Origin of the sequence: Streptomyces sp. NPDC005574 (assembly GCF_040605435.1) — a bacterium.
Lineage (GTDB): Bacteria > Actinomycetota > Actinomycetes > Streptomycetales > Streptomycetaceae > Streptomyces.
In genome coordinates this window covers 236,482-257,749 of the sequence record NZ_JBEXCW010000002.1, presented here as the reverse complement: position 1 = coordinate 257,749, position 21,268 = coordinate 236,482, and the positions used below count along the sequence as shown (strand labels likewise).

At 73.1% G+C, this 21,268-nt stretch carries 20 protein-coding genes; 14 read left to right on the top strand and 6 right to left on the bottom strand.

The features are described 5' to 3' along the window. Nucleotides 1-6 precede the first annotated feature (6 nt). Nucleotides 7-972 carry a folate-binding protein gene (locus ABZT03_RS02815; RefSeq protein ID WP_356032545.1) on the top strand — a complete coding sequence of 322 codons (966 nt, stop codon included), beginning with the start codon at nt 7-9 and terminating at the stop codon, nt 970-972. A gap of 46 nt (nt 973-1,018) precedes the next feature. Here the strand turns inward: ABZT03_RS02815 and dtd are convergent, their stop codons facing one another. Next, nucleotides 1,019-1,444: a D-aminoacyl-tRNA deacylase gene (gene dtd, locus ABZT03_RS02810; RefSeq protein WP_356032543.1), complete on the bottom strand. Its 426-nt coding sequence runs from the start codon at nt 1,442-1,444 to the stop codon at nt 1,019-1,021. Nucleotides 1,445-1,603: 159 nt separating this feature from the next. On the opposite strand from dtd, the gene ABZT03_RS02805 reads away from it, so the two are divergent. The 4 genes from ABZT03_RS02805 (at nt 1,604) to ABZT03_RS02790 (ending at nt 6,194) form a co-directional block, all read left to right on the top strand. Beyond that, entirely contained in the window at nt 1,604-2,248 is a 645-nt protein-coding gene (locus tag ABZT03_RS02805; RefSeq protein WP_356032540.1) for an aerial mycelium formation protein, read from the top strand. A gap of 154 nt (nt 2,249-2,402) precedes the next feature. After that, nucleotides 2,403-3,389, top strand: a complete 987-nt coding sequence (locus tag ABZT03_RS02800) for an asparaginase (RefSeq protein ID WP_356032537.1) — start codon at nt 2,403-2,405, stop codon at nt 3,387-3,389. 262 nt (nt 3,390-3,651) lie between these two features. Beyond that, nucleotides 3,652-4,902, top strand: a complete 1,251-nt coding sequence (locus tag ABZT03_RS02795; protein WP_356032534.1) for a GNAT family N-acetyltransferase — start codon at nt 3,652-3,654, stop codon at nt 4,900-4,902. Between the two features lie 377 nt (nt 4,903-5,279). Continuing rightward, entirely contained in the window at nt 5,280-6,194 is a 915-nt protein-coding gene (locus ABZT03_RS02790) for a GntR family transcriptional regulator (protein WP_356032531.1), read from the top strand. 36 nt (nt 6,195-6,230) lie between these two features. Here ABZT03_RS02790 and ABZT03_RS02785 read toward each other — a convergent pair whose 3' ends face one another. After that, the gene (locus ABZT03_RS02785; protein WP_356032527.1) at nt 6,231-6,419 is read right to left on the bottom strand and encodes a hypothetical protein; all 189 of its coding nucleotides are present in this window, start codon (nt 6,417-6,419) and stop codon (nt 6,231-6,233) included. Between the two features lie 202 nt (nt 6,420-6,621). Between ABZT03_RS02785 and ABZT03_RS02780 the strand changes: the two genes are divergently transcribed. The 6 genes from ABZT03_RS02780 (at nt 6,622) to ABZT03_RS02755 (ending at nt 14,246) form a co-directional block, all read left to right on the top strand. After that, a complete protein-coding gene (locus ABZT03_RS02780; RefSeq protein WP_356032524.1) occupies nt 6,622-7,500 on the top strand; it encodes a winged helix-turn-helix domain-containing protein in 879 nt (292 codons plus the stop codon). Between the two features lie 47 nt (nt 7,501-7,547). Then, nucleotides 7,548-8,249: an HAD family hydrolase gene (locus ABZT03_RS02775; protein WP_356032630.1), complete on the top strand. Its 702-nt coding sequence runs from the start codon at nt 7,548-7,550 to the stop codon at nt 8,247-8,249. A gap of 348 nt (nt 8,250-8,597) precedes the next feature. Continuing rightward, complete coding sequence (locus ABZT03_RS02770) at nt 8,598-10,769, top strand: aminoglycoside phosphotransferase family protein (protein WP_356032627.1); 2,172 nt, start codon at nt 8,598-8,600, stop codon at nt 10,767-10,769. Nucleotides 10,770-10,779: 10 nt separating this feature from the next. Continuing rightward, complete coding sequence (locus tag ABZT03_RS02765; protein ID WP_356032521.1) at nt 10,780-11,385, top strand: TetR family transcriptional regulator; 606 nt, start codon at nt 10,780-10,782, stop codon at nt 11,383-11,385. Nucleotides 11,386-11,595: 210 nt separating this feature from the next. Next, entirely contained in the window at nt 11,596-13,674 is a 2,079-nt protein-coding gene (locus ABZT03_RS02760; protein WP_356032518.1) for an AAA family ATPase, read from the top strand. 86 nt (nt 13,675-13,760) lie between these two features. Then, nucleotides 13,761-14,246, top strand: coding sequence for an HAD domain-containing protein (locus ABZT03_RS02755; protein ID WP_356032516.1), 486 nt, complete (start codon nt 13,761-13,763; stop codon nt 14,244-14,246). A 16-nt stretch (nt 14,247-14,262) separates the two neighbouring features. On the opposite strand, the gene ABZT03_RS02750 is transcribed toward ABZT03_RS02755, so the two are convergent. Beyond that, nucleotides 14,263-15,123 carry a GNAT family N-acetyltransferase gene (locus ABZT03_RS02750; RefSeq protein WP_356032513.1) on the bottom strand — a complete coding sequence of 287 codons (861 nt, stop codon included), beginning with the start codon at nt 15,121-15,123 and terminating at the stop codon, nt 14,263-14,265. 339 nt (nt 15,124-15,462) lie between these two features. Here ABZT03_RS02750 and ABZT03_RS02745 point away from each other — a divergent pair, with 339 nt between their 5' ends. The 3 genes from ABZT03_RS02745 to ABZT03_RS02735 all read left to right on the top strand — a co-directional run bounded on the left by ABZT03_RS02745 (nt 15,463) and on the right by ABZT03_RS02735 (nt 17,212). After that, the gene (locus ABZT03_RS02745; protein ID WP_356032511.1) at nt 15,463-15,987 is read left to right on the top strand and encodes a helix-turn-helix domain-containing protein; all 525 of its coding nucleotides are present in this window, start codon (nt 15,463-15,465) and stop codon (nt 15,985-15,987) included. Nucleotides 15,988-16,066: 79 nt separating this feature from the next. Then, the gene (locus ABZT03_RS02740; RefSeq protein WP_356032508.1) at nt 16,067-16,744 is read left to right on the top strand and encodes a hypothetical protein; all 678 of its coding nucleotides are present in this window, start codon (nt 16,067-16,069) and stop codon (nt 16,742-16,744) included. 129 nt (nt 16,745-16,873) lie between these two features. Then, nucleotides 16,874-17,212 carry a DUF2516 family protein gene (locus ABZT03_RS02735; protein ID WP_356032506.1) on the top strand — a complete coding sequence of 113 codons (339 nt, stop codon included), beginning with the start codon at nt 16,874-16,876 and terminating at the stop codon, nt 17,210-17,212. 122 nt (nt 17,213-17,334) lie between these two features. On the opposite strand, the gene ABZT03_RS02730 is transcribed toward ABZT03_RS02735, so the two are convergent. The 3 genes from ABZT03_RS02730 to ABZT03_RS02720 all read right to left on the bottom strand — a co-directional run bounded on the left by ABZT03_RS02730 (nt 17,335) and on the right by ABZT03_RS02720 (nt 21,182). Continuing rightward, entirely contained in the window at nt 17,335-18,672 is a 1,338-nt protein-coding gene (locus tag ABZT03_RS02730) for a SpoIIE family protein phosphatase (RefSeq protein WP_356032503.1), read from the bottom strand. Nucleotides 18,673-19,060: 388 nt separating this feature from the next. Further along, a complete protein-coding gene (locus tag ABZT03_RS02725; RefSeq protein ID WP_356032500.1) occupies nt 19,061-20,158 on the bottom strand; it encodes an NlpC/P60 family protein in 1,098 nt (365 codons plus the stop codon). Nucleotides 20,159-20,390: 232 nt separating this feature from the next. Next, nucleotides 20,391-21,182, bottom strand: coding sequence for a class I SAM-dependent methyltransferase (locus ABZT03_RS02720; protein ID WP_356032624.1), 792 nt, complete (start codon nt 21,180-21,182; stop codon nt 20,391-20,393). Nucleotides 21,183-21,268 lie beyond the last annotated feature (86 nt).

Here is a 21,268-nt window from a genome sequence, read left to right as displayed (position 1 = left end):
GACCGTATGAAGAGCCCTCTGCTGTCCCTGCCCGGTGCCGTTCCCGCCGAGGGCGTGGACGAAGACGTCGCCGCCCACTACGGCGACCTGTTCCGCGAGCAGCGCGCCCTCGCCGAAGGCGCCGGCTTCGTCGACCTCTCGCACCGCGGAGTCGTCGCCGTCACCGGTGACGACCGGCTGAGCTGGCTGCATCTGCTGCTCACCCAGCACGTGAGCGACCTGCCCACCGGCGAGGCCACCGAGGCGCTGATCCTCTCCGCGAACGGCCACATCGAGCACGCGCTGTACCTCGTCGACGACGGCGACACCGTCTGGGCGCACGTCGAGCCCGGCACCCAGGACGCGCTGATCGCGTACCTGGAGTCGATGAAGTTCTTCTACCGCGTCGAAGTCGCCGACCGTACCGCCGAGTTCGCCGTCGTGCACCTGCCGGCCGGTTCGATCGCGGAGGTGCCCGAGGACGCCGTGGTCCGCGAGACGCCCTACGGCCGTGACCTCTTCCTGCCGCGTTCCGGCCTGGAGGTGTTCGCCGAGAAGGCCGGTCCGCCGGCCGGGATCCTGGCGTACGAGGCGTTCCGCGTCGAGCAGCACCGCCCCCGCCTCGGCTTCGAGACCGACCACCGCACCATCCCGCACGAGCTGGGCTGGATCGGCTCGGCGGTCCACCTGCAGAAGGGCTGCTACCGCGGGCAGGAGACGGTCGCCCGCGTCCAGAACCTGGGCAAGCCCCCGCGCCGGCTCGTCTTCCTCCACCTCGACGGCAGCGAGGTCCACCTGCCGGCGGCGGGCACGGAACTGCGGCGCGCCGACGAGGGCCCCGACGGCCGCAAGATCGGCTTCATCACGACGTCCGCCCGGCACCACGAGCTCGGCCCGGTCGCCCTCGCGCTGGTCAAGCGGAACGTCCCGGTGGACGCGCCGCTCGTCGCGGACAGCACGGCCGCCGCCCAGGAAGTCGTCGTGGAGCCGTAGACGACTGCGGGCGCGGGAGCCGACTCCCCGCGTCCGCTCCCGGCGGTCACATCTCGATCAGGACGGTGAACGGGCCGTCGTTCGTCAGCGAGACCCTCATCCGCGCGCCGAAGCGGCCCGTCGCCACCGTCGCGCCGAGCGCGCGGAGCTGCGCGACGACCTCGTCGACCAGCGGCTCGGCGACCTCGCCCGGTGCCGCCGCGTTCCAGGTGGGGCGGCGGCCCTTGCGGGCGTCGCCGTACAGCGTGAACTGGCTGACGACCAGCAGCGGGGCGTCGATGTCGGAGCACGACCTCTCCTCCGCCAGCATCCGGACCGACCAGAGTTTGCGGGCCAGTTGGGCCGCCTTCTCCTTGGTGTCCTCGTGGGTCACGCCCACCAGGACGCACAGGCCCTCGCCCTCGATCGCCCCGACCGTCTCGCCGTCCACGACGACGCTCGCGCCGTCCACCCTCTGCACCACCGCACGCATGGCGACCATCATGCCGTGCGGCCCCCACCGGCTCGTACGGGGGCTTCTTTACCACTCGTACCCGGCCATCTGGGGCTGATCGGGGGCACTCGGTCACATAGTGGCCACCTGGGGTGGCACGATGCTTCCACACTCCGGTCGAGGGGACGGTTGAGGCACATGAGCACACCGAGTACCGGGCGGCCGCCTGGGGCTGCCCCGTTGACCCGCGCGGGAGAGGTCCGTGCGGGAGATCCCGCGGGGGACCTCCGGACGCTCCGGCCGCCCGTCCAGCGCGTCGACAGCGCGCTGCCGACGGCTGACGCCGACGAGCACCACCTGACCCCGCTCAGCCTGCCTGAGCTGCGCACCCTGCGCCGGGAGGCCCAGCGGGACGAGGCCGACCTCAGCTATGTACGGCGGCTGCTCCAGGGCCGTATCGACATCCTGCGGGCCGAACTCGTCCGGCGCGGACCCGCGTCCGTCCCGGCCACCGAGGAGGGCTCCCTGATGGAGCGGCTCCCGCAGATCCTGACCGACGCCCCGGCCCGGTACCGCTCCTCCGCCCGCCATGTGACGCTGGGCACCCCCTGCGGCGAGGAGTACCGGCTGCTGGCCGCCGAGACGCTCGCCGAGGTCGAGCTCTCCGACCTGGCCGCCCGCACCGATCTGGAGCTGCACACGGCGATGGGCCGGCTCGTGCGGTACGAGCAGGAGGCGTCCCTGCGCCGGCAGCGGTTGCAGCGGACCGCCGACGACTGCGGCGCGGAGATCACCCGCAGGTACCGTGAAGGGGAAGCACAAGTCGACGACCTGCTCGTCTGAGGCGGCGGCCCGGCGATCCCGGGCCCCTTCCGGGGCGGGTCCCGCGCACCGGCCCGGTCCACGGGGGCGGGTCCCGCGCACCGGCCCCCTCCCGGGGGCGGCGGGCGCCGGCCCCTTTCCGGGCCGGGCGCCGAGCACCGGAAGGCCACCGCCGATGTCCGTCTCCGCCCCCTCGACCCCGTCCGCCCCGGGCCCCTCCGGCCCCGCGCCCGTCCTCGCCGAGGTGGTGCGCTCCGGGTTCGTCGAGGGGCGGCATCGCGGCGGTCTCGTGGTGCTGGACGCGGAGGGATCCGTGGAGCTGGCGCTCGGTGACGTGACATCGCCGGTCTTCCCCCGCTCCTCCAACAAGCCGATGCAGGCGGCGGGCGTGCTGCGGGCCGGCCTGGAGCTGACCGGCGAACGGCTGGCGCTGGCCGCCGCGAGCCACTCCGGCGAACTCTTCCACCGCGACCTCGTGCGGAGGATGCTGAGCGAACACGGCCTGACCGCCGACCGGTTGCAGTGCCCGCCCGACCTCCCGCTGGACGCGGTGGAGCGGGAGACCTACCTGGCGTCGGGCGCCGTCCGCGACCGGGTGACGATGAACTGCTCCGGCAAGCACACCGCGATGCTGGCCGCCTGCGTGCTGCGCGGCTGGCCGCTCGACTCCTACCTCGACCCGGCGCACCCGCTGCAGCGGCTCGTCCACGACGTGGTGGAGGAAGCGGCGGGCGAACCGGTCGCGGCCGTCGGCACGGACGGGTGCGGCGCACCCCTGATGGCGATCGGCCTGACCGGCCTGGCCCGCGCCTTCCGCGCCTTCGCCCTCGCCGCCCCCGGCACCGCCGAACGCCGGGTCGCCGACGCCATGCGCGCCCACCCCGAGTACGTCGCCGGCACCCGCCGCCCCGACACCTGGCTGATGCGCGAGATCCCCGGCGCGCTGTCCAAGATGGGCGCGGAGGCCGTCCAGGCGGTCGCCCTGCCGGACGGCCGGGCCCTCGCCTTCAAGATCGAGGACGGCGCCGGCCGGGCACTGGGCCCGGTCCTCGCCCGCACCCTGACCCTCATGGGCGTGGACAGCCCGGTGCTGGCCCGCATCGGCCGGGCACCGCTGACGGGCGGGGAGCGCGAGGTGGGGGAGATCAGGGCGACGTTCTGAGCGGAGGGACACTCGGGAAGCGGGCGCCGGGGGAACCCCGGGTCGCCTCCGGAGCGGCCGGGACCGGTTCGCCGCTCCCGCGCGGGGGCGGCGACCAAGGCGAGGCTCCGACCGGCCGGTCACTCGGCGAGCGACCGCGGCGGGAGCGTGAGCCGGGGGAACCCCGGGTCGCCGCCGGAGGGGCCGGGACCGGTTCGCCGCTCCCGCGCGGGGGCGGCGAAATCCCCGCGACAGCCATCCCCCGCCCACCTACCGTGACCTCATGAGCAGCCGCCCCGACATCGACGTACGCCCGATCACCGAGAACGAGTTCCCCGACTGGCTCCGCGCGGTGAACACCGGGTTCCTCCGCCCGCCGACCCCCTCCGACACCGAGCTGGCGGCCCGCCGGGCCCAGTTCACTCCGGGCCGCTACCTGGGCGCCTTCGACGGCGACCGCTGTGTGGCGACCTTCAAGTCCTTCCCGCAGGAACTCACGGCCGTGGGCGGCGCCCCGGTCCCGGCCGACGCCGTCACCGGCGTCACGGTCACCGCCACGCACCGCCGCCGCGGCCTGCTCACCCGCATGATGGCGCAGGACCTGGCGGCCGCGAAGGAGCGCGGGGACGTCGTGGCGACCCTGATCGCCGCCGAGTACCCGATCTACGGCCGCTACGGCTTCGGCCCCGCCACCTCGATGAGCGAGTGGACCGTCGACGTCCCCCGCACCGGCCTGGACCGCCGCCGTCCGGCCCCGGAGGACGGCGGCCGTATCGACCTCGTCGAGGCGGAGGACGTCCGCAAGTTCGGGCCCGAGCTGCACGAGCGGCTGCGCCGGACGCAGCCGGGCGCGGTCAGCCGAGACGAGGTGTGGTGGCGGGTCAACACCGGCGCCCTGCGCTACGGCTCCTCGTGGACCGAGCCCTTCTACGCCGTGTACCGCTCGGCCTCCGGCGAGGTCGAGGGGCTGGTCTCGTACGAGTCGGACGACAACTGGCACGACAAGCGGCCGCACAACACGGTGGAGGTGAACTGGCTGATAGCCGCGACGCCGGCCGGCGAACGCGCCCTGTGGCACTACCTGTGCTCGATCGACTGGATCACGCAGGTCAAGAGCGGCTGGCGCGGGCCCGACGACCTCCTCCCCCTGTACCTGCCGGACCCGAGGGCGGCCAGGATCACCACGCGGTCGGACTGGCTGTGGGTGCGGATCCTCGACGTCGTACGGGCTCTGGAGGCGCGGACCTACGACCGCGCGGGCGCCCTGGTGCTGGAGGTCGTCGACCGGGCGGGACTGGCCGGCGGCCGCTTCCTGCTGGAGGTGTCGGCGCGGGACGCGAGCTGCACGCCCACCACGCGGGACGCGGAACTCGTCCTCGACGTGGCCGACCTGGCCTCGCTGTGGCTGGGTGACGAGTCGGCGCTGCGGCTGGCGGCGCTGGGCCGGGTCCGGGAAGAACGAGCGGGCGCCGCCCGTGAGGCCGACGCCCTGCTGCGGACGTCCGGGCGACCGTGGTGCCCGGACATGTTCTGAACGCTCCTCGGTGTCGGCGACGGGGTGGTGCTGATCCGATCGGTTGATCCATCCGTAGCTGTGCTGCTGTGCTGCTGTGCTGCTGTGCTGGTTCTGCTGGTGGTGCTGTTCAGTTGTGGCTGTTCCCGCGCACGGGCTCTGCGTGCGCGCTGTATGAAGTTGTGGCTGGTCCTCGGTGTTCAGTTGTGGCTGAGCGGTGTTGCGGACCGATCGGACTCCCGGCTCCCCTCCGGAAGGGAGAACGAACGGCCAACCTTGGGAAGGTGTGACCACGTTGCTCAAGTTGGCGACCAACTCAACTGTACTTATCTCCGCTTGGACGCGTCTCATAACCACCTTCCACTGAACTGCCTAAAGATGGCGAGAAGTTGTACTGTTTGGCCGTGGACCCGAAACATGCCTCCGTCAATGGACGGGCGAGGTCGCAGCGGCCACAGAGAACACACCACGAGGTGGCCGACGAGCTGCGCGCCCGGATCAGGTCCGGTGCGCTGCGGCCGGGCGAGCGCATGCCCACGCAGGCCAGGCTGGCCGACGAGTTCGGCGTGGAGCGCGGCGCCGTACGCGAGGCCCTGCGCATTCTGCAGGCGGAGCACCTGCTGACCAACGTCTCCAAGGGCAGCCCGGCCACGGTCGCCCCCGATCTGGGCCTCGACCGGCTCCTGACCGGCCCGGCAGCCCCGCCGCTGCCCACCACCGTGGCCCTCGCGCCCCGCATAGCGACCGCCTTCGCGTCCCCGCACGTCGAGATCGACGCCCTGTGTCTGACCTCGGTGTCGCTCACGCTCGCGATCGGCGAGCCGTTGCGCCGCATCCACGCCGGGCAGTTGAATCCGGCCAAGATCGACGTGCGCGTCCTGCTGCCGAGCCGGGACATCGACCTCGCCTTCCCGACCCCGGTGGACCCCTCGGCCGACGGCCGGCTGCAACGGCGCTGGCTGGCCCAGCGCAACGCCCAGGGGCAGGTGCTCCGGCACAACCTGCTGGCCCTGCGGTCCACGCACGGCATCGACGTGCACGTCACCTTCCGCGCCCTGCCCTTCACCCCGCCGGTGAAGCTGTACCTGCTCAACGGCTCGGAGGCGCTCTTCGCGTACTACACGCTCTCGCGGCGCGCGGAGGAGATCGACCACGAGCGCCTGGAGCTGTACGACGCCGAGGGCACCCAGTCGATGCTGTTCGCGTTCGAGCAGGGCGCCGGGCTGCGCGACACGACGTTCGTGGAGCAGTCGCACCTGTGGTTCAACGCACTGTGGGAGACGATCAGTTCGGAGCTCGTGCTCACGAACTGACCGCCTCCCACGGCGGCTGACCAGGTGACTCCTGTCTCATAGGGCGGGGCCCGCGAGGAGGAGGGCGAGCACCACGGCCCCGGCGGAGCTGACGGCCGGGCTGTTGGCCTTGATGCCGACGGTGAGCAGGAGCAGGCCGACGGCGCCGGTGACTCCGTACTTCACCTGGACGGTCTGCTCGATGACGACGACGAGGACGGCGGAGAGAAGGGCGAGGACAGGCACGGGGGTTCCTCCTTCAGGCTTCCGGTGCGGGCGGTCGTGGGGGGCGGGTGCGCTGGTGTTCGAGCGGTGGGGCGACGAGGAGGCAAACCTTCCGCCAACTCGGTTAAGTTGGTTGCCAACTCTTCTATAGTTGTCCCCACTTGGTACCTACTCATAAACAACTTTCAAACAACTCCACATAGATGGATCGAAGTTGTAGCGTTTGGTCGTGACCCAGGAGAACGTGGCAGTGAACGGCAGCAGAAAGCTCTCGCCGCAGGAAATCGCCGACAGCCTGCGGGAACGCATCCGTGTCGGGGACCTGAGGGCCGGAGACCGGCTGCCCACCCAGGCCGAACTCGCCGAGGAGTTCGGCGTGGAGCGGGGCACCGTCCGCCAGGCACTCCGGGCACTCCAGGAGGACGGCCTCCTCAGCAACGTGAGCAAGGGCAGCCCACCACGCATCGCCGAACCGGCTCCCGGCCGGGCCGAACCGCAACCGACGATGGTCGGACTCGCGCCGCGACTGGCGGAGGCCTTCGCGGCCCCGCACGTACGGGTGGACGCGGCCTGTCTGACGGCCGAGACGCTCATGATGGCGCTGGGCGAACCGGTCCGCCTGATCCACGAGGGCCGCATCCGCCCCGAGTCCCTCGACGTCCGCATCCTCCTGCCGTCGCGGGACATCACCCTCGCCTTCCCGGTCCCCGTCGGCGGCCGCGGCGACGACGACCCGGTCCACCAGCGGTGGCTGGCCCAGCGCAACGCCCAGGGTCACGTCCTGCGGCACAACCTGCTGACCCTGCGTTCCTCGCACGGCGTCGACGTACGGGTGACGTTCCGCGCGCTGCCCTTCACCCCACCGGTCAAGCTGTACCTGCTGAACGAGGAGGAGGCGCTGATCGCGTACTACATGGTCACCCGCCGCGAGGAGACCTCCGACAGCGGAACGCTCGACATGTACGACGTCCTGGGCACCGAGTCCCTCCTCTTCTCCTTCGAGAAACGCACCGGCCAGCGGGACGCGGCCTTCGTGGAGGAATCCCAGAAGTGGTTCGACGCCCTCTGGGAAACCATCACGACTGACCTGACACTCTCTTAGTGACCTCTGATACGACGCAGACCCAACCGGCGGCAGCACAGACGGCGTTGGAGCCCGAGCGGCTCCGGGCCCTGATCGGAGAGGCGCGGGTCGTCCTGTGGGACTTCGACGGTCCGATCTGCCGCCTGTTCGCCGGGCACTCGGCACAGCGGGTGGCGGTCGAACTGGTGGAGTGGCTCGAGGGCAGGGGCCTGCACGGGCTGCTGACCGACACCGAACGGCAGTCCCTGGACCCGCACATCGTGCTCCGGGCGGTGGACCGCAGGCACCCCGGCAGCGACCTCGTGGACGAGCTGGAGGAACGCCTCACCCAGGAGGAGCTGCGGGCCACCTCCACGGCGATGCCCACGCCGTACGCCGACCCGCTCATACAGACCTGGAAGGCGGTGGGTTCGCGCCTGGCGATCGCCACCAACAACTCCCCCCGGGTGGTTCGCGCGTACCTGGCGACCCGCGGGCTCACCTCGTGCTTCGCCCCGCACGTCTACGGCCGCACCCGGACCCTCAGCCGGCTCAAGCCCGACCCGCACTGCCTGACCCGCGCCCTGAGCGCCATGGGCTCGGCCGCCTCGGCCGCCCTGATGATCGGCGACACCCCGTCCGACCTCCTGGCCGCCCGCGCGGCCGGCGTCCCGTTCCTCGGCTACGCCCGCAACGAACGCAAGGCGAAACTCCTTCGCGACGAGGGAGCAGAAGAGATCGTCAGCTCGCTGCAACCGGTCCTCGAGCAGCTCCGGTCGCACGGCTGAGCCCGCACGAGACGGGCGCCACGGCGGTCCCGGCGCGCGGCCGGAGGGGGCTTCCGCCGTGCGCTACCATGCCCGAACCGTGTGAGCAACCGCTCCCGTTGATGCGTGAGAGATGGCGAACAGGCCGGCCTCGATCGATCTGACAGAGAACCGCGGCACACCACCCGTTGTGGCCATTCGACTGGTTCTCTGGTCGTGCACCGGATCATCTCTGGTTACCGTTTGTCATACTCTTTCTCCTCTCGCGCGATCACCCCGGAGCGGCCAGTGGCTGCAGTACCTGTCTCCCCTTCCGTGGTCGGGAGACGTGCCGCCGGCCCCCTGCCCGAAGCCGTCTACCGGGCGTTCATGGGGCGGGCGGCCGCCTCGGGGCAGGCGAGCAACGGCTTCCACAACCAGAACCACGTGCTGCCGGTGACGGGACCCGTGGCGCGTCTGCTGGGGCGGGACCCCGGCACGGCGGTGACCGTCCGTGTCCGCCGCGCCGACGTCCTGCCGGTGGTGATCAGGACCTGGGAGAACGAGGCGTCGATCCTCCGGGCCGTGAAGGGCGTGCTGCCCGGCGTGCCGGAGTGCCTGGTGGAGGGCGACGGCTTCGCCCTCCACAGCCATGTGGAGGGCGTCCCCCTCTCCAGCGTCTGCGCGAACGGCAAACCCGTCGACACCCTGCTCGTGAAGGCGCTGGCCGAACTCCTGGCCGGGATGTCCCAGGTCCGCAAGGGGGCACTGCCGCCGCTGCCCGCCCTGTGGCCGGCCAACCACTCGGACAGCCAGGGCTTCCTGCGGGCGCTGGCCCGCACGGCGGAGATCCAGATCCGCCGGCCCAACTGGCCTTTCTTCGGCGGCCTGTTCGCGGCGCTGGGCATCCCCGACGACGGACTGGTCAGGCTGGCCGACAGCGCGCCGTCGATGACCCGCCGCCCCTACAGCCTGCTCCACGGCGACCTGCACCGCGACAACCTGATCATGTCCTACGACGGCGATCCGCCCCTCGTCTGCGTGGACTGGGAGCTGGCGACCTACGGGGACCCCCTACACGACCTGGCCACCCATCTGGTCCGGATGCACTACCCGGAACACCAGCGGGGCGAGGTGATCGAGGCGTGGGCCGAGGCCATGCGGCGGGTCCGCCCCGCGGCCGTCGCCGGGCTGACCAGGGATCTGCCCCACTACCTGGCCTTCGAGCACGCCCAGTCCGTCTACCCCGACGTCATGCGGGCCGCGAAGTCCCTGGAGGACTCCACCGACCCCGACACCCTGGACGGGGCGACCGCCTCCGTCCACAGGGCGCTGCTGGCGGGCGCGAAACCCCTGGGGCTGCGGAACGTGCCCGGCGAGGACGAGATCCGGCGGATCCTCTTCCGGTGGCGGGCGTCCCGGCCGGCGGGCAGGACCGCCGTCGGCGCGGACCCTACGCCGGGGCGGGTCGCGTGGCGGCCGGACCGGCGGGTTCCGGAGCATGCCCGGTTCTCCTTCGACGCGGTCGCGGAGGCCCTGACCCTGGAGGGCGCGGCACCGGCCGGCCAGGTGTTCAAGGGCACCGCGCACCTCAACACGGTGGTCCAGGTCTCGCGCGCGGACTTTCCCGTCGTCGTGCGCCGCAAGGTGAGGCACCCGCGCCGGCTGGAGCGCAGTTTCCTCAGCGAGCACGCCGTGCTGCGGGCCATCGAGCGGTCCGGGGTGGCGGTGGCGGCGCCGACGGTCCTGGCGCTCGGCGAGAGCCAGCCGGGAGACGCGTTCGCCATCCACACCTACGAGGGGCCCGGCGGCACGGCGCCGAGCCATCCCGTGCACGGCCTGCTGCCGCACGAGGCGGACGCCCTGGTCGACCAGCTCGGCGCGCTGACCGAGGTGGACTACATCCAGGTCGACCCGGCCGCCGGTGAGGCGGGCTTCTATCACTGGCTGAGCGAGCAACTCGTGCTGCTCGTCGCCCAGTTGCCGAAGGAGTCGCAGCAGCTCGCGCGGTTCCTCGGCCTGCCGGACGCCCCCCGGCTGCGGGAGATCCTCTCCCGGCACCGGGTCGGTCACCGCGCTCCGGCCCTGCTGCACGGCGACCTCAACCCGTGGAACCTGGTGCGCCGTGACGACCCGCTCGCCCTGACCGTCATCGACTGGGAGATGGCCGTGGTCGGTGATCCGCTCTACGACCTGGTCCGGCACATGCACCTCACACCGACCCGGCCGGAGATCCGCGACCGGATGTTCCGCCGCTGGGAACGACGGCTGTCGATCGAGTTCAGCAGGAACTGGAAGCAGGACTGGCGGGTCTACCGGTGGATCGAGATCGTCCGGTCCGCCTATGTCGATCTCGACCGCCTGGTGACCGGAGCCGACCTGGACGCCCCCAACGTCCGCCGGGCCGTGGACTCCTACGCGATGACCCTGGCCGCCGCCACCGCCTCCCTGGGCCTGCCCACCCGCCCCCGGGCGAACCCGTGGCATCTGCACGCGGGTGCACGCGGTCTTCGACCTCGACCCGCCGTGAGGTCGAGCGGTGGCCCGGCGCCCGGTGCGTAGGCTCGGCGGCATGGGTGAGGGCGGGTTGCGTGAGCGCAAGAAGCGGCGGATGTACGAGAGCGTGTCCGACATCGCCGTCGGGCTCTTTCTGGAGCGCGGGTTCGACGCCGTGTCGGTCGCGGAGGTCGCCGCCGCGGCCGAGATCTCCAAGCCGACGCTCTTCCGGTACTTCCCCGCCAAGGAGGACCTCGTCCTGTACCGGATCGCCGATCACGAGGGCGAGGCCGCGCGGGTGGTGGCCGGCCGGGCGCGGCCGGTCGACGCGCTGCGGCTGCACTTCCTCGACGGCCTGGAGCGGTGCGATCCGATCACCGGGCTCAACGACGACCCGCGGGTGCGCGCCTTCTACGCCCTCCTCTACGGCACCCCGTCCCTGGTCGCCCGCATGTACGCCTACCTGGAGCGCTCGGAGGCCGCGCTCGCCGAGGCGCTCGGCGACGACCTGGACGCGCGGCTGGCGGCCGGCCAGATCATCGCCGTACGACGGGTCCTCGCGCAGGAGAACTGGCGGCGGATCGTGGCGGGGGAGCGGGTGGCCGAGGTGCGGGCGGACGCGGTGGCGGCGGCGGAGCGGGCGTTCGCGCTGCTGGCGGCCGGGCTGCCGCGGTTCGCCTGACAACCGAGCCCGAGCGCCGAGCCTCGGCGCCCGCGCCTGACAGCCGAGCCCGAGCGCCCAGCCTCAGTGCCGCGCCTGACAGCCGAGTCCGAGCGTCCCTCGCGAGTGTTCGCGCCTCGACGCCGTGCCCGGCGTGGCGCGCGGAGCGTCCCGCCGTAGAGACCGGGTTAAAAATGTTACCCGGTCACGTTATTTCGGTAGTGTGCCCTCATGACGTCGACCGACCACGACCTCGAAAGCCCGCTCAGGGACTCCCTCCGCCGCGAGCGGGCCCACCACGACCGCTGCCGGGCCGCCCTCGCCGCCATGATCGACGGAGCCCAGGAGCAGGTCGTCACCGGCGAGGACGTCTCCGCCTCCGGTGCCGACGCCGAAGTCCTCGGACACCACCTGCGCAGCCAGGCCAAGGAGCTGCGGGAACTACCCGAAGGCCCCTTGTTCTTCGGCCGGTTGGACTTCGCCCGGAGCGCCGACGCCGGCGACCACGCCGGCCAGCGCTACCGCATCGGACGGCTGCGGATCACCGAGCACCCCGCCGCCCCGCCCCTCGTCGTCGACTGGCGCGCCCCCGTCTCCCGCGCCTTCTACCAGGCGAGCGCCCGCGACCCGCAGGGCGTCGCCGTGCGGCGCCGGTTCGGCTGGGCCCCCGGCAGCCGCGGCGACTCCGCCGACCTCACCGGGCTGGAGGACGAACACCTGGACGGGCCGGAGCCCCGCGAGGACTCCGAAGCGGGCGTCCGCCCGAGCGGCATCGTCGCCCGTGAGATCGAGCGGCCACGGGTCGGACCCATGCGGGACATCGCCGCGACCATCCAGCCCGACCAGGACCACCTCGTCCGCGGGGACCTGTCCCTCTCCGTGTGCGTGCAGGGCGCCCCCGGCACCGGCAAGACCGCGGTCGGCCTGCACCGGGCCGCCTACCTGCTCTACACGCACCCGCAGCGCTTCCGTCGCGGCGGACTGCTGATCCTCGGGCCCAACCGGACCTTCCTCTCCTACATCGCGGAGGTTCTGCCCGCCCTCGGCGAGACGGGCGTACGGCAGTCCACCGTCCAGGACGAGATCGCCCGGCGGCCGGTCACCGGAGCCGACGCGGAGCGGACCGCCGTCGTCAAGCACGACGCCCGGATGGCGGAGGTGCTGCGCCGGGCGCTGTACGCGCGCGTGTCGGCCGACGCCGTCGCCCCGCTCGTGGTCGCCGACGGCACCTACCGCTGGCGGGTGGGGAGCGGCGAACTGGCGCGGATCGTCACGGCCGTCCGGGCCGAGGAGCCGCCGTACGGCGTGGGGCGGGAGCGGGTCCGCAGCCGGGTCGCGCGCAGCCTCCAGGCGCAGGCCGAGCGGCGCGCCGGACCGCAGACCAACGCCTGGGTGCGGACGGTCTCTCGGGCACGGACGGTGACGGCGTTCGTCGACACCGTCTGGCCGCGCGTGGCGCCCGAGGAGGTCGTCGCCGAACTCCTCGCCGACGAGCAGGCGTTGGCGCGGGCCGCCGACGGGCTGCTGGACGCCGGCGAGCAGCGGGCCCTGCTGTGGGCGCGGCCGCCCCGGTCGTGGAAGTCGGCCCGCTGGTCGGCCGCCGACCTCGTCCTCCTCGACGAGGTGGCCGGACTCGTCGAGCATCCGGAGGGCTACGGCCATCTCGTCGTCGACGAGGCCCAGGACCTCTCCCCGATGGAGTGCCGGGCCATCGCCCGCCGCGCCGCCTTCGGCTCGCTGACCGTCCTCGGCGACCTGGCCCAGGGCACCACACCGTGGGCCGCCCGGTCATGGCGGACGACCCTGCGCCACCTCGGCAAGCCGGACGCCGCCGTGATCCCCCTGACCACCGGGTTCCGGGTCCCCGAGGCCGTCGTGGCCCTCGCCAACCGTCTGCTGGAACGCCTCGACGTGGACGTCCCGGCGGGCCGCTCCCTGCGCCGGGACGGGGAGTTGCGACTGACGCGGGCGGCGGCGGACGCGGTACCGGACGCGGTCGTGACCGCCGTACGGGACGCCCTGGCCGGGGAGGGGTCCGTCGGGGTCGTCGCGGCCGACGCGGAGGTCGGCCGGCTCCGGGCGGCCCTCGACGCGGCCGGCGTCGAAGCGGCGGGCCCGGACGACCTCGGCGCCCGGGTGGCCGTCGTGCCGGCGAGCCTCGTCAAGGGTCTCGAGTACGACCACGTCGTCGCCGTCGAACCGGCGGCGATCGCGGAGGCGGAGCCGCGCGGCCCGCACCGGCTGTACGTCGTGCTCACCCGGGCGGTGTCGCGCCTGGAGGTGGTCCACGCGCGGCCCCTGCCGTTCTGACCCCTGGGGCGCGCCGCGCAGGCGAACGGTGGTTTCGCGGGCCGCGGGCTTCACCGCGTGTCCGTTTTGGGCGATGCTGTTGCTCGATGCTCCTCTTCCTCGACGTCGACGGGACGCTGATCCCCTTCGGGGCGGCCCGGCCGTACCCGCGCTACACGGCGCCCGCCGCCGGCGCCGCCCGGCCCGCCGCGCACCCCCTGCTCACCCGCGTCGACCCGCGACTCGGCCGCCGGCTGGAGGCGCTGGGCTGCGAGCTGATGTGGGCCACGACCTGGCTGGAGGAGGCCAACGCCGTGCTCGCGCCCTGGCTCGGACTGCCCCCGCTGCCCCTGGTGGACTGGCCCGACGAGGACGAACCGCCGGGCGCGCTGCACTGGAAGACCCGCCCCCTGGTCGCCTGGGCGGCCGGCCGCCCCTTCATCTGGGTCGACGACGAGATCACCCCCGCCGACCGCACCTGGACGGCCGCCCACCATCCCGGCCGGGCCCTCCTCCACCGCGTGGACCACCGCTACGGACTCACCGACCGGGACTTCGCGACCCTGGAGGAGTGGCTCGGCGACCCGCGGTGACACGGCCCGGTACCGCTCACGAGAAGTCGTGGACGGTCCAGTCGGCGAGCGTGCGGTAACCGAGGCGCTGGTAGAGGGCGTTGCTGGTGGGGTTGGCCAGGTCCGCGAACAGGACGACGTCCCGCGCGCCCGCCGCCAGCGCCGCCCGGCTCACCTCCGCCGCCACGGCACCCGCGTACCCGCGGCCCCGCAGGTGGGCCGGGGTGTAGACGACGTCCACCTGGATCTGGCCGCCGATCATCGGGTTCATGCCCGCTACGGAGACGGCGGTGCCGTCCGGGGTCTCCCACAGCGTGTAGGTCTTGTCGGCGAAGCGGGTGCCGGCCCAGGTGCCGGCGTCGATGCCGACCTCCTCCCCGACGGCCCTGGCGAACTCGCCGCACCAGAACATGGCCTGCTCCAGGTCCTGTTCACCCAGGACGCGGCCCCGGCCCGCCGGCAGCGGCTGAGGTGGGGTCAGCGTGCCGAGGCGGTACAGACGCAGCTGTGTGTCGCGGAGCGACGGCGTCGCCCCGGTGTGCCTCTGCCACGCCTCGGCGAACGCGGCGGCGGTGTCGCGGTCCGCGCTGACGCGGGAAAGGGAGTGGCCGAGCGTGGCCAGGCGGACGGCGAGGGATTCGGCCTGTTCGGGCGTGAGCGGGGACAGGCCGAGACCGCGGGGCGGGAGGCGGTAGAAGGTGGCGTGCACCGCACCCGCACGCTCCAGCACGCCGAAGACCGGAGCTTCCGTGCCGAACGCCTCGGCCCCCCGGACGCGCACCCGCTCGGCCCAGGTCAGCTGCATGACGTGCCGACCGGGCCGGGAGCGCAGGAAGTCTCCGGCCCGGGCGAGGAAGTCGTCCACGTCTTCGGTCAGGTACCAGTCGTCAGGTCGCATGCTGCATGATCCCCGCACCGCGGAGGCCCCGAAAGGTTTTCCGCCAGACCGGGGTACGCCGGACCGGAGCGCCTGAACGGGGAGCGCCTGGACGGGAAACCAGGGACGGGGCACGGGAGTCGGGGCACAAGGGACAGGCGGCGTGGGGCCGGGATGAGCGAGCCCTCCGTGGGTACGCGCCACCTTGGGTACGCGCGGCCTGCGTGTCCGGCAAGGTGTGCGCCCCACCCGCGGGCCCCGGGGCCGAACGGGTGGCCCCGCGCCGCCGTGCGAGTGGCGTGGCGCACTATTGCAAGCAGATGCTTGCAATAGTTAGCGGCGATGCGGCAGGGTGGAGCCATGGCATCGCTCAACGTCGGCAATCTCGGTGAGTACCTGCGCGAGCAGCGGCGCACGGCGCAGCTGTCGCTGCGGCAGCTCGCCGACGCCGCCGGGGTGTCCAATCCCTATCTGAGCCAGATCGAGCGCGGGCTGCGCAAGCCGAGCGCGGAGGTGCTGCAGCAGGTCGCGAAGGCGCTGCGGATCTCCGCCGAGACGCTGTACGTGCGGGCCGGCATCCTCGACGCCGAGCGGGACCGGGACGAGGTGGAGACACGCGCGGTCATCCTCGCCGATCCCACGCTGACCGAGCGGCAGAAGCAGGTGCTGCTCCAGATCTACGAGTCCTTCCGCAAGGAGAACGGATTCGAGATCGCCGTAGGGGACGCGGGGCAGGACATACCGCGGGACACCGCGGTGAGCGAGCACACGCAGAGCGACACCGTCGTACGGCCCGTTCGCACGGTCGACGGCGGCACCGGCACGGCGAGACGTGCCGGCGGTACCGCGACCACCGACATCGATCCGCAGCAGACGGCCGGTTGAGCCGGACCAGGGCACCGGCCGCCTGACCGCGGACCTTCATCAACCCTCAGCCGAAAGAATTCACGGGAGGACCCTCACCATGGCCATCACCGACGATCTGCGCAAGACCTTCAGCGACCCGACCCCGTTCTACTTCGCCGCCGGCACGGCCGACCTGGCCCTGCAGCAGGCCAAGAAGGTGCCCGGTCTGGTGGAGCAGCTGCGCGCGGAGGCGCCGGCCCGTATCGACGCCGTCCGCGGCACCGACCCGAAGGCCGTGCAGGAGAAGGCCGCCGCCCGCGCCAAGGAGGCGAGCGCCAAGGCCAAGGAGGCCCAGGAGAGCCTGCAGGCCAGGGTCGGCGAGTTCTTCGGCGCCCTCGACGGCGACCTGAAGAAGCTGGGCAGCACGCTCGACGCGGACCTCAAGAAGCTCGGCGAGTCCGCCCAGGACATCGCGCTGCGCGGTGTCGGCGTCGCCGCCGAGTACGCCGTGAAGGCCCGGGAGACCTACGAGAAGGTCGCCGAGCACGGCGAGCAGGCCGTGCGGACCTGGCGTGGCGAGGCCGCCGAGGAGATCGAGGAGCTCGCCATCGCCGTCGAGCCGAACGACGCGCCGGCCCCCGTCAAGGTGGAGACGCCCGTCGCGAAGCCCGTCGTGGTCAGGCCCGAGCCCGCGGCGGCCAAGAAGCCCGCCGCGAAGAAGACCCCGGCTCCGGCTCCGGCCCCGACCCCGGTGCGCAAGCCCACCGCCAAGAAGACGACGCCGCCCGCCAAGTAGGGCGACGGGGCGATGACACGGGCCGGGCACTCCTGGAGTGCCCGGCCCGTTCTCCGGGTAACGGGCTTCCGGGACCGGGTACGGTGACCGCGTGAAGACAAGCCGAATCGGGTGGTGGACGTTGTGCTGATGCAGGGGTTCGCAGGGTTCATGTGGCTGCTGAGTGTCGCCATGATCCTGTTCAGCGGCTTCGCACTGCTCGACGCGGCCGTGCGCCGCGAGGACGGCTACCGCGCCGCCGACAAGCAGACCAAGCCGTTCTGGCTGATCATCCTGGCGATCGCGTTCGTGGTGAGCCTGATCTTCCCGATCCTGTCGTTCCTGCCGATCATCGGCCTCGTCGCGTCCATCGTGTACATGGTCGACGTGCGCCCCGCCCTGCGCGGACTGCCGGGGGGCGGCCGCAGCCGCCGCGGCGGCGGCTCCAGCAGCGACGGACCGTACGGGCCGTACAACGGCGGACGGTGACACCCGGGGGCCGCGCGGCCCCCACGCCGTAGGACCGCGAGCCGGCGCCCCAGGGCGCCGGCTTTTCGCGTGCGGCGACCCGGCCCGCGCTCACCCGCGGTGTCCGTGCTCCGGCCGGCGGGTCAGGGGGTGCGGTCCAGGAGCACGACCGCCACGTCGTCGGTCAGCTCCCCGCCGTTCAGGTCGCGGACCTCGTTGACGGCGGCCCGCAGCAGCTCCTCGCCGCGCAGGCCCTCGGCCAGCTGGCGGCGGACCATCTCCACCATGCCGTCCTGGCCGAGCCGTTCCCGGCCGCGGCCGATGTGGCCCTCGATCAGACCGTCGGTGTAGAGCATCAGGCTCCACTCGGCCCCCAGCTCGACCTGCGTGCGCGGCCAGCGCGCGCCCGGCAGCAGACCGAGTGCCGGGCCGTTGTTGTCGTACGGCAGCAGCTTGGCCGGCCGGCCCGGGCGGGCTATCAGCGGCGAGGGATGACCCGCCAGGCACAGGCCCGCGCGACGGCCGTCCGGCGCGATGTCGACCGTGCACAGCGTCGCGAAGATCTCGTCGTCCGAGCGCTCGTGTTCGAGGACCTGCTGCAGGGTCCCCAGCAGCTGGTCCCCGCACAGGCCGGCCAGGGTCAGCGCCCGCCAGGCGATGCGCAGCTCGACGCCGAGCGCCGCCTCGTCCGGCCCGTGGCCGCAGACGTCGCCGATCATGGCGTGCACCGTGCCGTCCGGGGTGCGGACGGTGTCGTAGAAGTCGCCGCCGAGCAGGGCGCGCGAACGCCCCGGGCGGTAGCGGGCCGCGAAGCGCAGCGAGGAACCCTCCAGGAGGGGCGTGGGCAGCAGGCCCCGCTCCAGCCGGCGGTTCTCCTGGGCGCGCAGGCGGCCCTCGGCGAGCCGCCGCTCGGCCGTGTCGGAACGCTTGCGCTCGACGGCGTAGCGGATGGCGCGGCTCAGCAGCCGGGCGTCCAGCTCGTCCCGGAACAGGTAGTCCTGGGCGCCCACCCGCACCGCCTCCGTGCCGCGTTCGGCGTCGCCGGAGTCGGTCAGCGCGAGGACGGCGTGCCGGGGGGCGAGCCGCAGCACGTGCCGCAGCACGGCCAGTTCCTCGTCGTCACCGGGCAGGCCGGGGACGGTCAGCGCGAGGTCCAGCAGGATGCAGTGGACGTCGTCGGTGAGCAGCCGCTCGGCCTCGGTGAGGTTGCGCGCGGTACGGATGCGGAACGGCCGGCCGGCCGCGTCCCGGAGTTCGGGCACGGCGGCGGAGCCGCCCGGGTCGTCCTCGATCAGCAGGAGCGTCAGGTGGGGCTGAGTGGGGCCCTGGGTGGTGCCGGCCGTCTTCTCGGCCGTCTTCTCGGCCGGGGTGGCTTCGGTGCGCGGGGCCTCTTCCCTGAAGCGGCCGCTCGGTGACGCGGCCGGCGCCTGACCACTCTCCACGGCCGGGATCGCTCTCTGCCGCGGTACGGGTACGGGCATCGTCTTGGGTTCCTTCCCTCCCCCCGAGGGCATGGCGGGGCGAGGGACCTCGACCCACCGACGGGGACCATAGCGGTAGTCGGCGCCGCAGCGGAATGGTGTGAGACGGGGCGCACGGGCGTCCGCCACTGTCATATGCCGCGGTCGGTAACGCAGTTGGACTGGTCAGGGGTGTCGCCGCAATGACGAACGTCACGTCGGCGGCAGGCCGGGCGTGGGGCAGATCACGTGGCGGGGTTCACCGTGACGAGGAGCCCGGTTCACCTGGTGCGTATGCCCGTTCAGCCGTCACGCATGCGGCGCGCGGTGGCGATGGAGGGTTGTGACCGTACGGCCCCGACGCGTCCCCGCGTGGGGCGCCGGCCCCCGGCCGGCCCGCCGCCCGCCCTCACGCGTCCGGCCGTACGACCCCGAGTATCGGCATGGAACCGGCCCCCGCCACCGTCACCGTGCGGCCGGGCCGCGGGGCGTGCACGATCGCGCCGTCCCCCACGTACAGGGCGACATGGCTGGCGTCGGCGAAGTAGATGACCAGGTCACCGGGGCGCATGTCCTGCACGGCGACGTGCGGCAACTGCTTCCACTGCTCCTGCGAGGTGCGCGGGACGGGGTGCCCGGCGTGCGCCCACGCCTGCGAGGTCAGGCCGGAGCAGTCGTACGTCCTCGGGCCCTCGGCGCCCCACTCGTACGGCTTGCCCAGCTGCGCGGTGGCGAACTCGACCGCCTTCTTGCCCTGCTCGCTGGCGCTGCCGTGGCTCTCGTCGAGGACTCCGGTGTCGAGCCAGGTGGTCTGCGCCCGGTGGGCGGCCGCCTCCTCCAACTCGGCGAGGCGCTCCTTCTCCTTCTTCTCCAGCCGCGATTCCAGCTCCTCGGCCGCCGCGATCCGCTGCTCGACCCTCTTGGTGGCCGCGGCCTTGGCCTTGCGGCCCGCCTCCAGCTTCTTCCACTGGGCGGAGGCGTCCTTCGCGTACAGCTCCAAGTCCTGCTGGGTGCGGGTCATCTCGCCGAGGAGTCCCCTGGCCGCGTGCTGGCCCTGGAGCACCCGGCCCGCGCCGTCGAGGAACTCCTGCGGGTTGTCGCTCAGCAGCAGATGGGCCTCGTCAGGCAGGCCGCCGCCGCGGTACTGGGCGCGGGCCGCGGCGCCCGCGCGGTCCTTCAACTCGGCCAGTCTCTCCTGGCCCTTGACGATCTTCTTCGCCAGCTCGACCAGCTGGGCGGACTGCCGTTGCGCCTTCTCCTCGGCCGCGTTGTACGCGTCGGTGGCGACGGCGGCCTCGTGATACAGCCTCTCCAGCCGCTCGCGGACGGCCTCCAGGTCCCTGTTCGGGGGGAGCGCCGCAGCGGTGCCCGAACCGGCCGCCGGTGTCGCCGCCGGTGTCGGTGTGGGGTCCGGGGCGGCGAACGCCGCGCCCGGTGCCGCGAGGACGGTGACCGCGCACACCACCGCCACGGCCGCGGTGATCAGCCCGCGCCTGCCCGCTCCCATATCCCTGCCCCCGCATTCCTTGGGCCGCAACCTGATTTACCGTCAGTAACTTACGGACGCCCGGGGATCGTGCCATGTCGTCGCGCAAAGCGACAGAGGTACCGCAAGGCCGCGCTCGGCGGATCCCTTCCCCTCCCTCCCGGCGGCACGACGATCTCCCCGCCTGTGTGACGAACGACTCACGGAGATCGTTCCCCGCAGGTCGGGTGAGGGGCAGGAGCGGTCGGTGGGTTCAGCCGCGCGGGGCCAACGCCTCCCAGCGCACGGTCACTTCACCCTGGCGCCACCGCCCCGGCCCGTCCGTCACCGGCCAGTCGGCGGCCACCTCCCGCACCGCCCGGATCCAGCGCTGCCGGGCGCCGTACGACACGTAGGGAGCGGCGGCCGCCCAGGCGCGGTCGAAGTCGCGCAGGAACGCGTGCACCGGTTCGCCGGGGACGTTGCGGTGGATGAGCGCCTTCGGCAGCCGCTCGGCCAGGTCCGAGGGGCGCTCCAGTGAGCCGAGCCGGGTGGCGAAGGTGACCGTGCGCGGACCCTCCGGGCCGAGCGCCACCCACACGTGCCGGCGCCCGATCTCGTCACAGGTCCCCTCGACCAGCAGCCCGCCCCGGGAGCCGGCCGCCGGATCGGCCGGCGCGAGCCGCGCCCGCAGCCGCTCCCAGACGGCGGCGACCTCCGTCTCGTCGTACTGCCGCAGGACGTTGGCCGCCCGGATGAGCAGTGGCCGCTGGGGGAGGGGGATCTCGAAGCCGCCGTGCCGGAAGGTGAGTCCGTCGCGCTCGTAGGGCTTCGCGGCGGCGACCCGCGCGGGTTCGATCTCGACGCCGACCACCCGCGCGCGGGGGGCGGTCTCCCGCAGCCGGGCGAGCAGTTCGACGGCCGTCCAGGGGGCCGCTCCGTAGCCGAGGTCGACGGCGACGGGGTCGGCGGCGCGGCGCAGTTCCGCGCCGTGCGTGGCGGCGATCCAGCGGTCCATGCGGCGCAGCCGGTTGGGGTTGGTCGTCCCGCGTGTCACCGTGCCCACGACGGGGCTCCCCCCGCCCGGGCGGAGCCGGGAGTAGGTGAGGGCGGCTGGGCGGGCTGTCATGCGTACGAGGGTATGCGGGTACC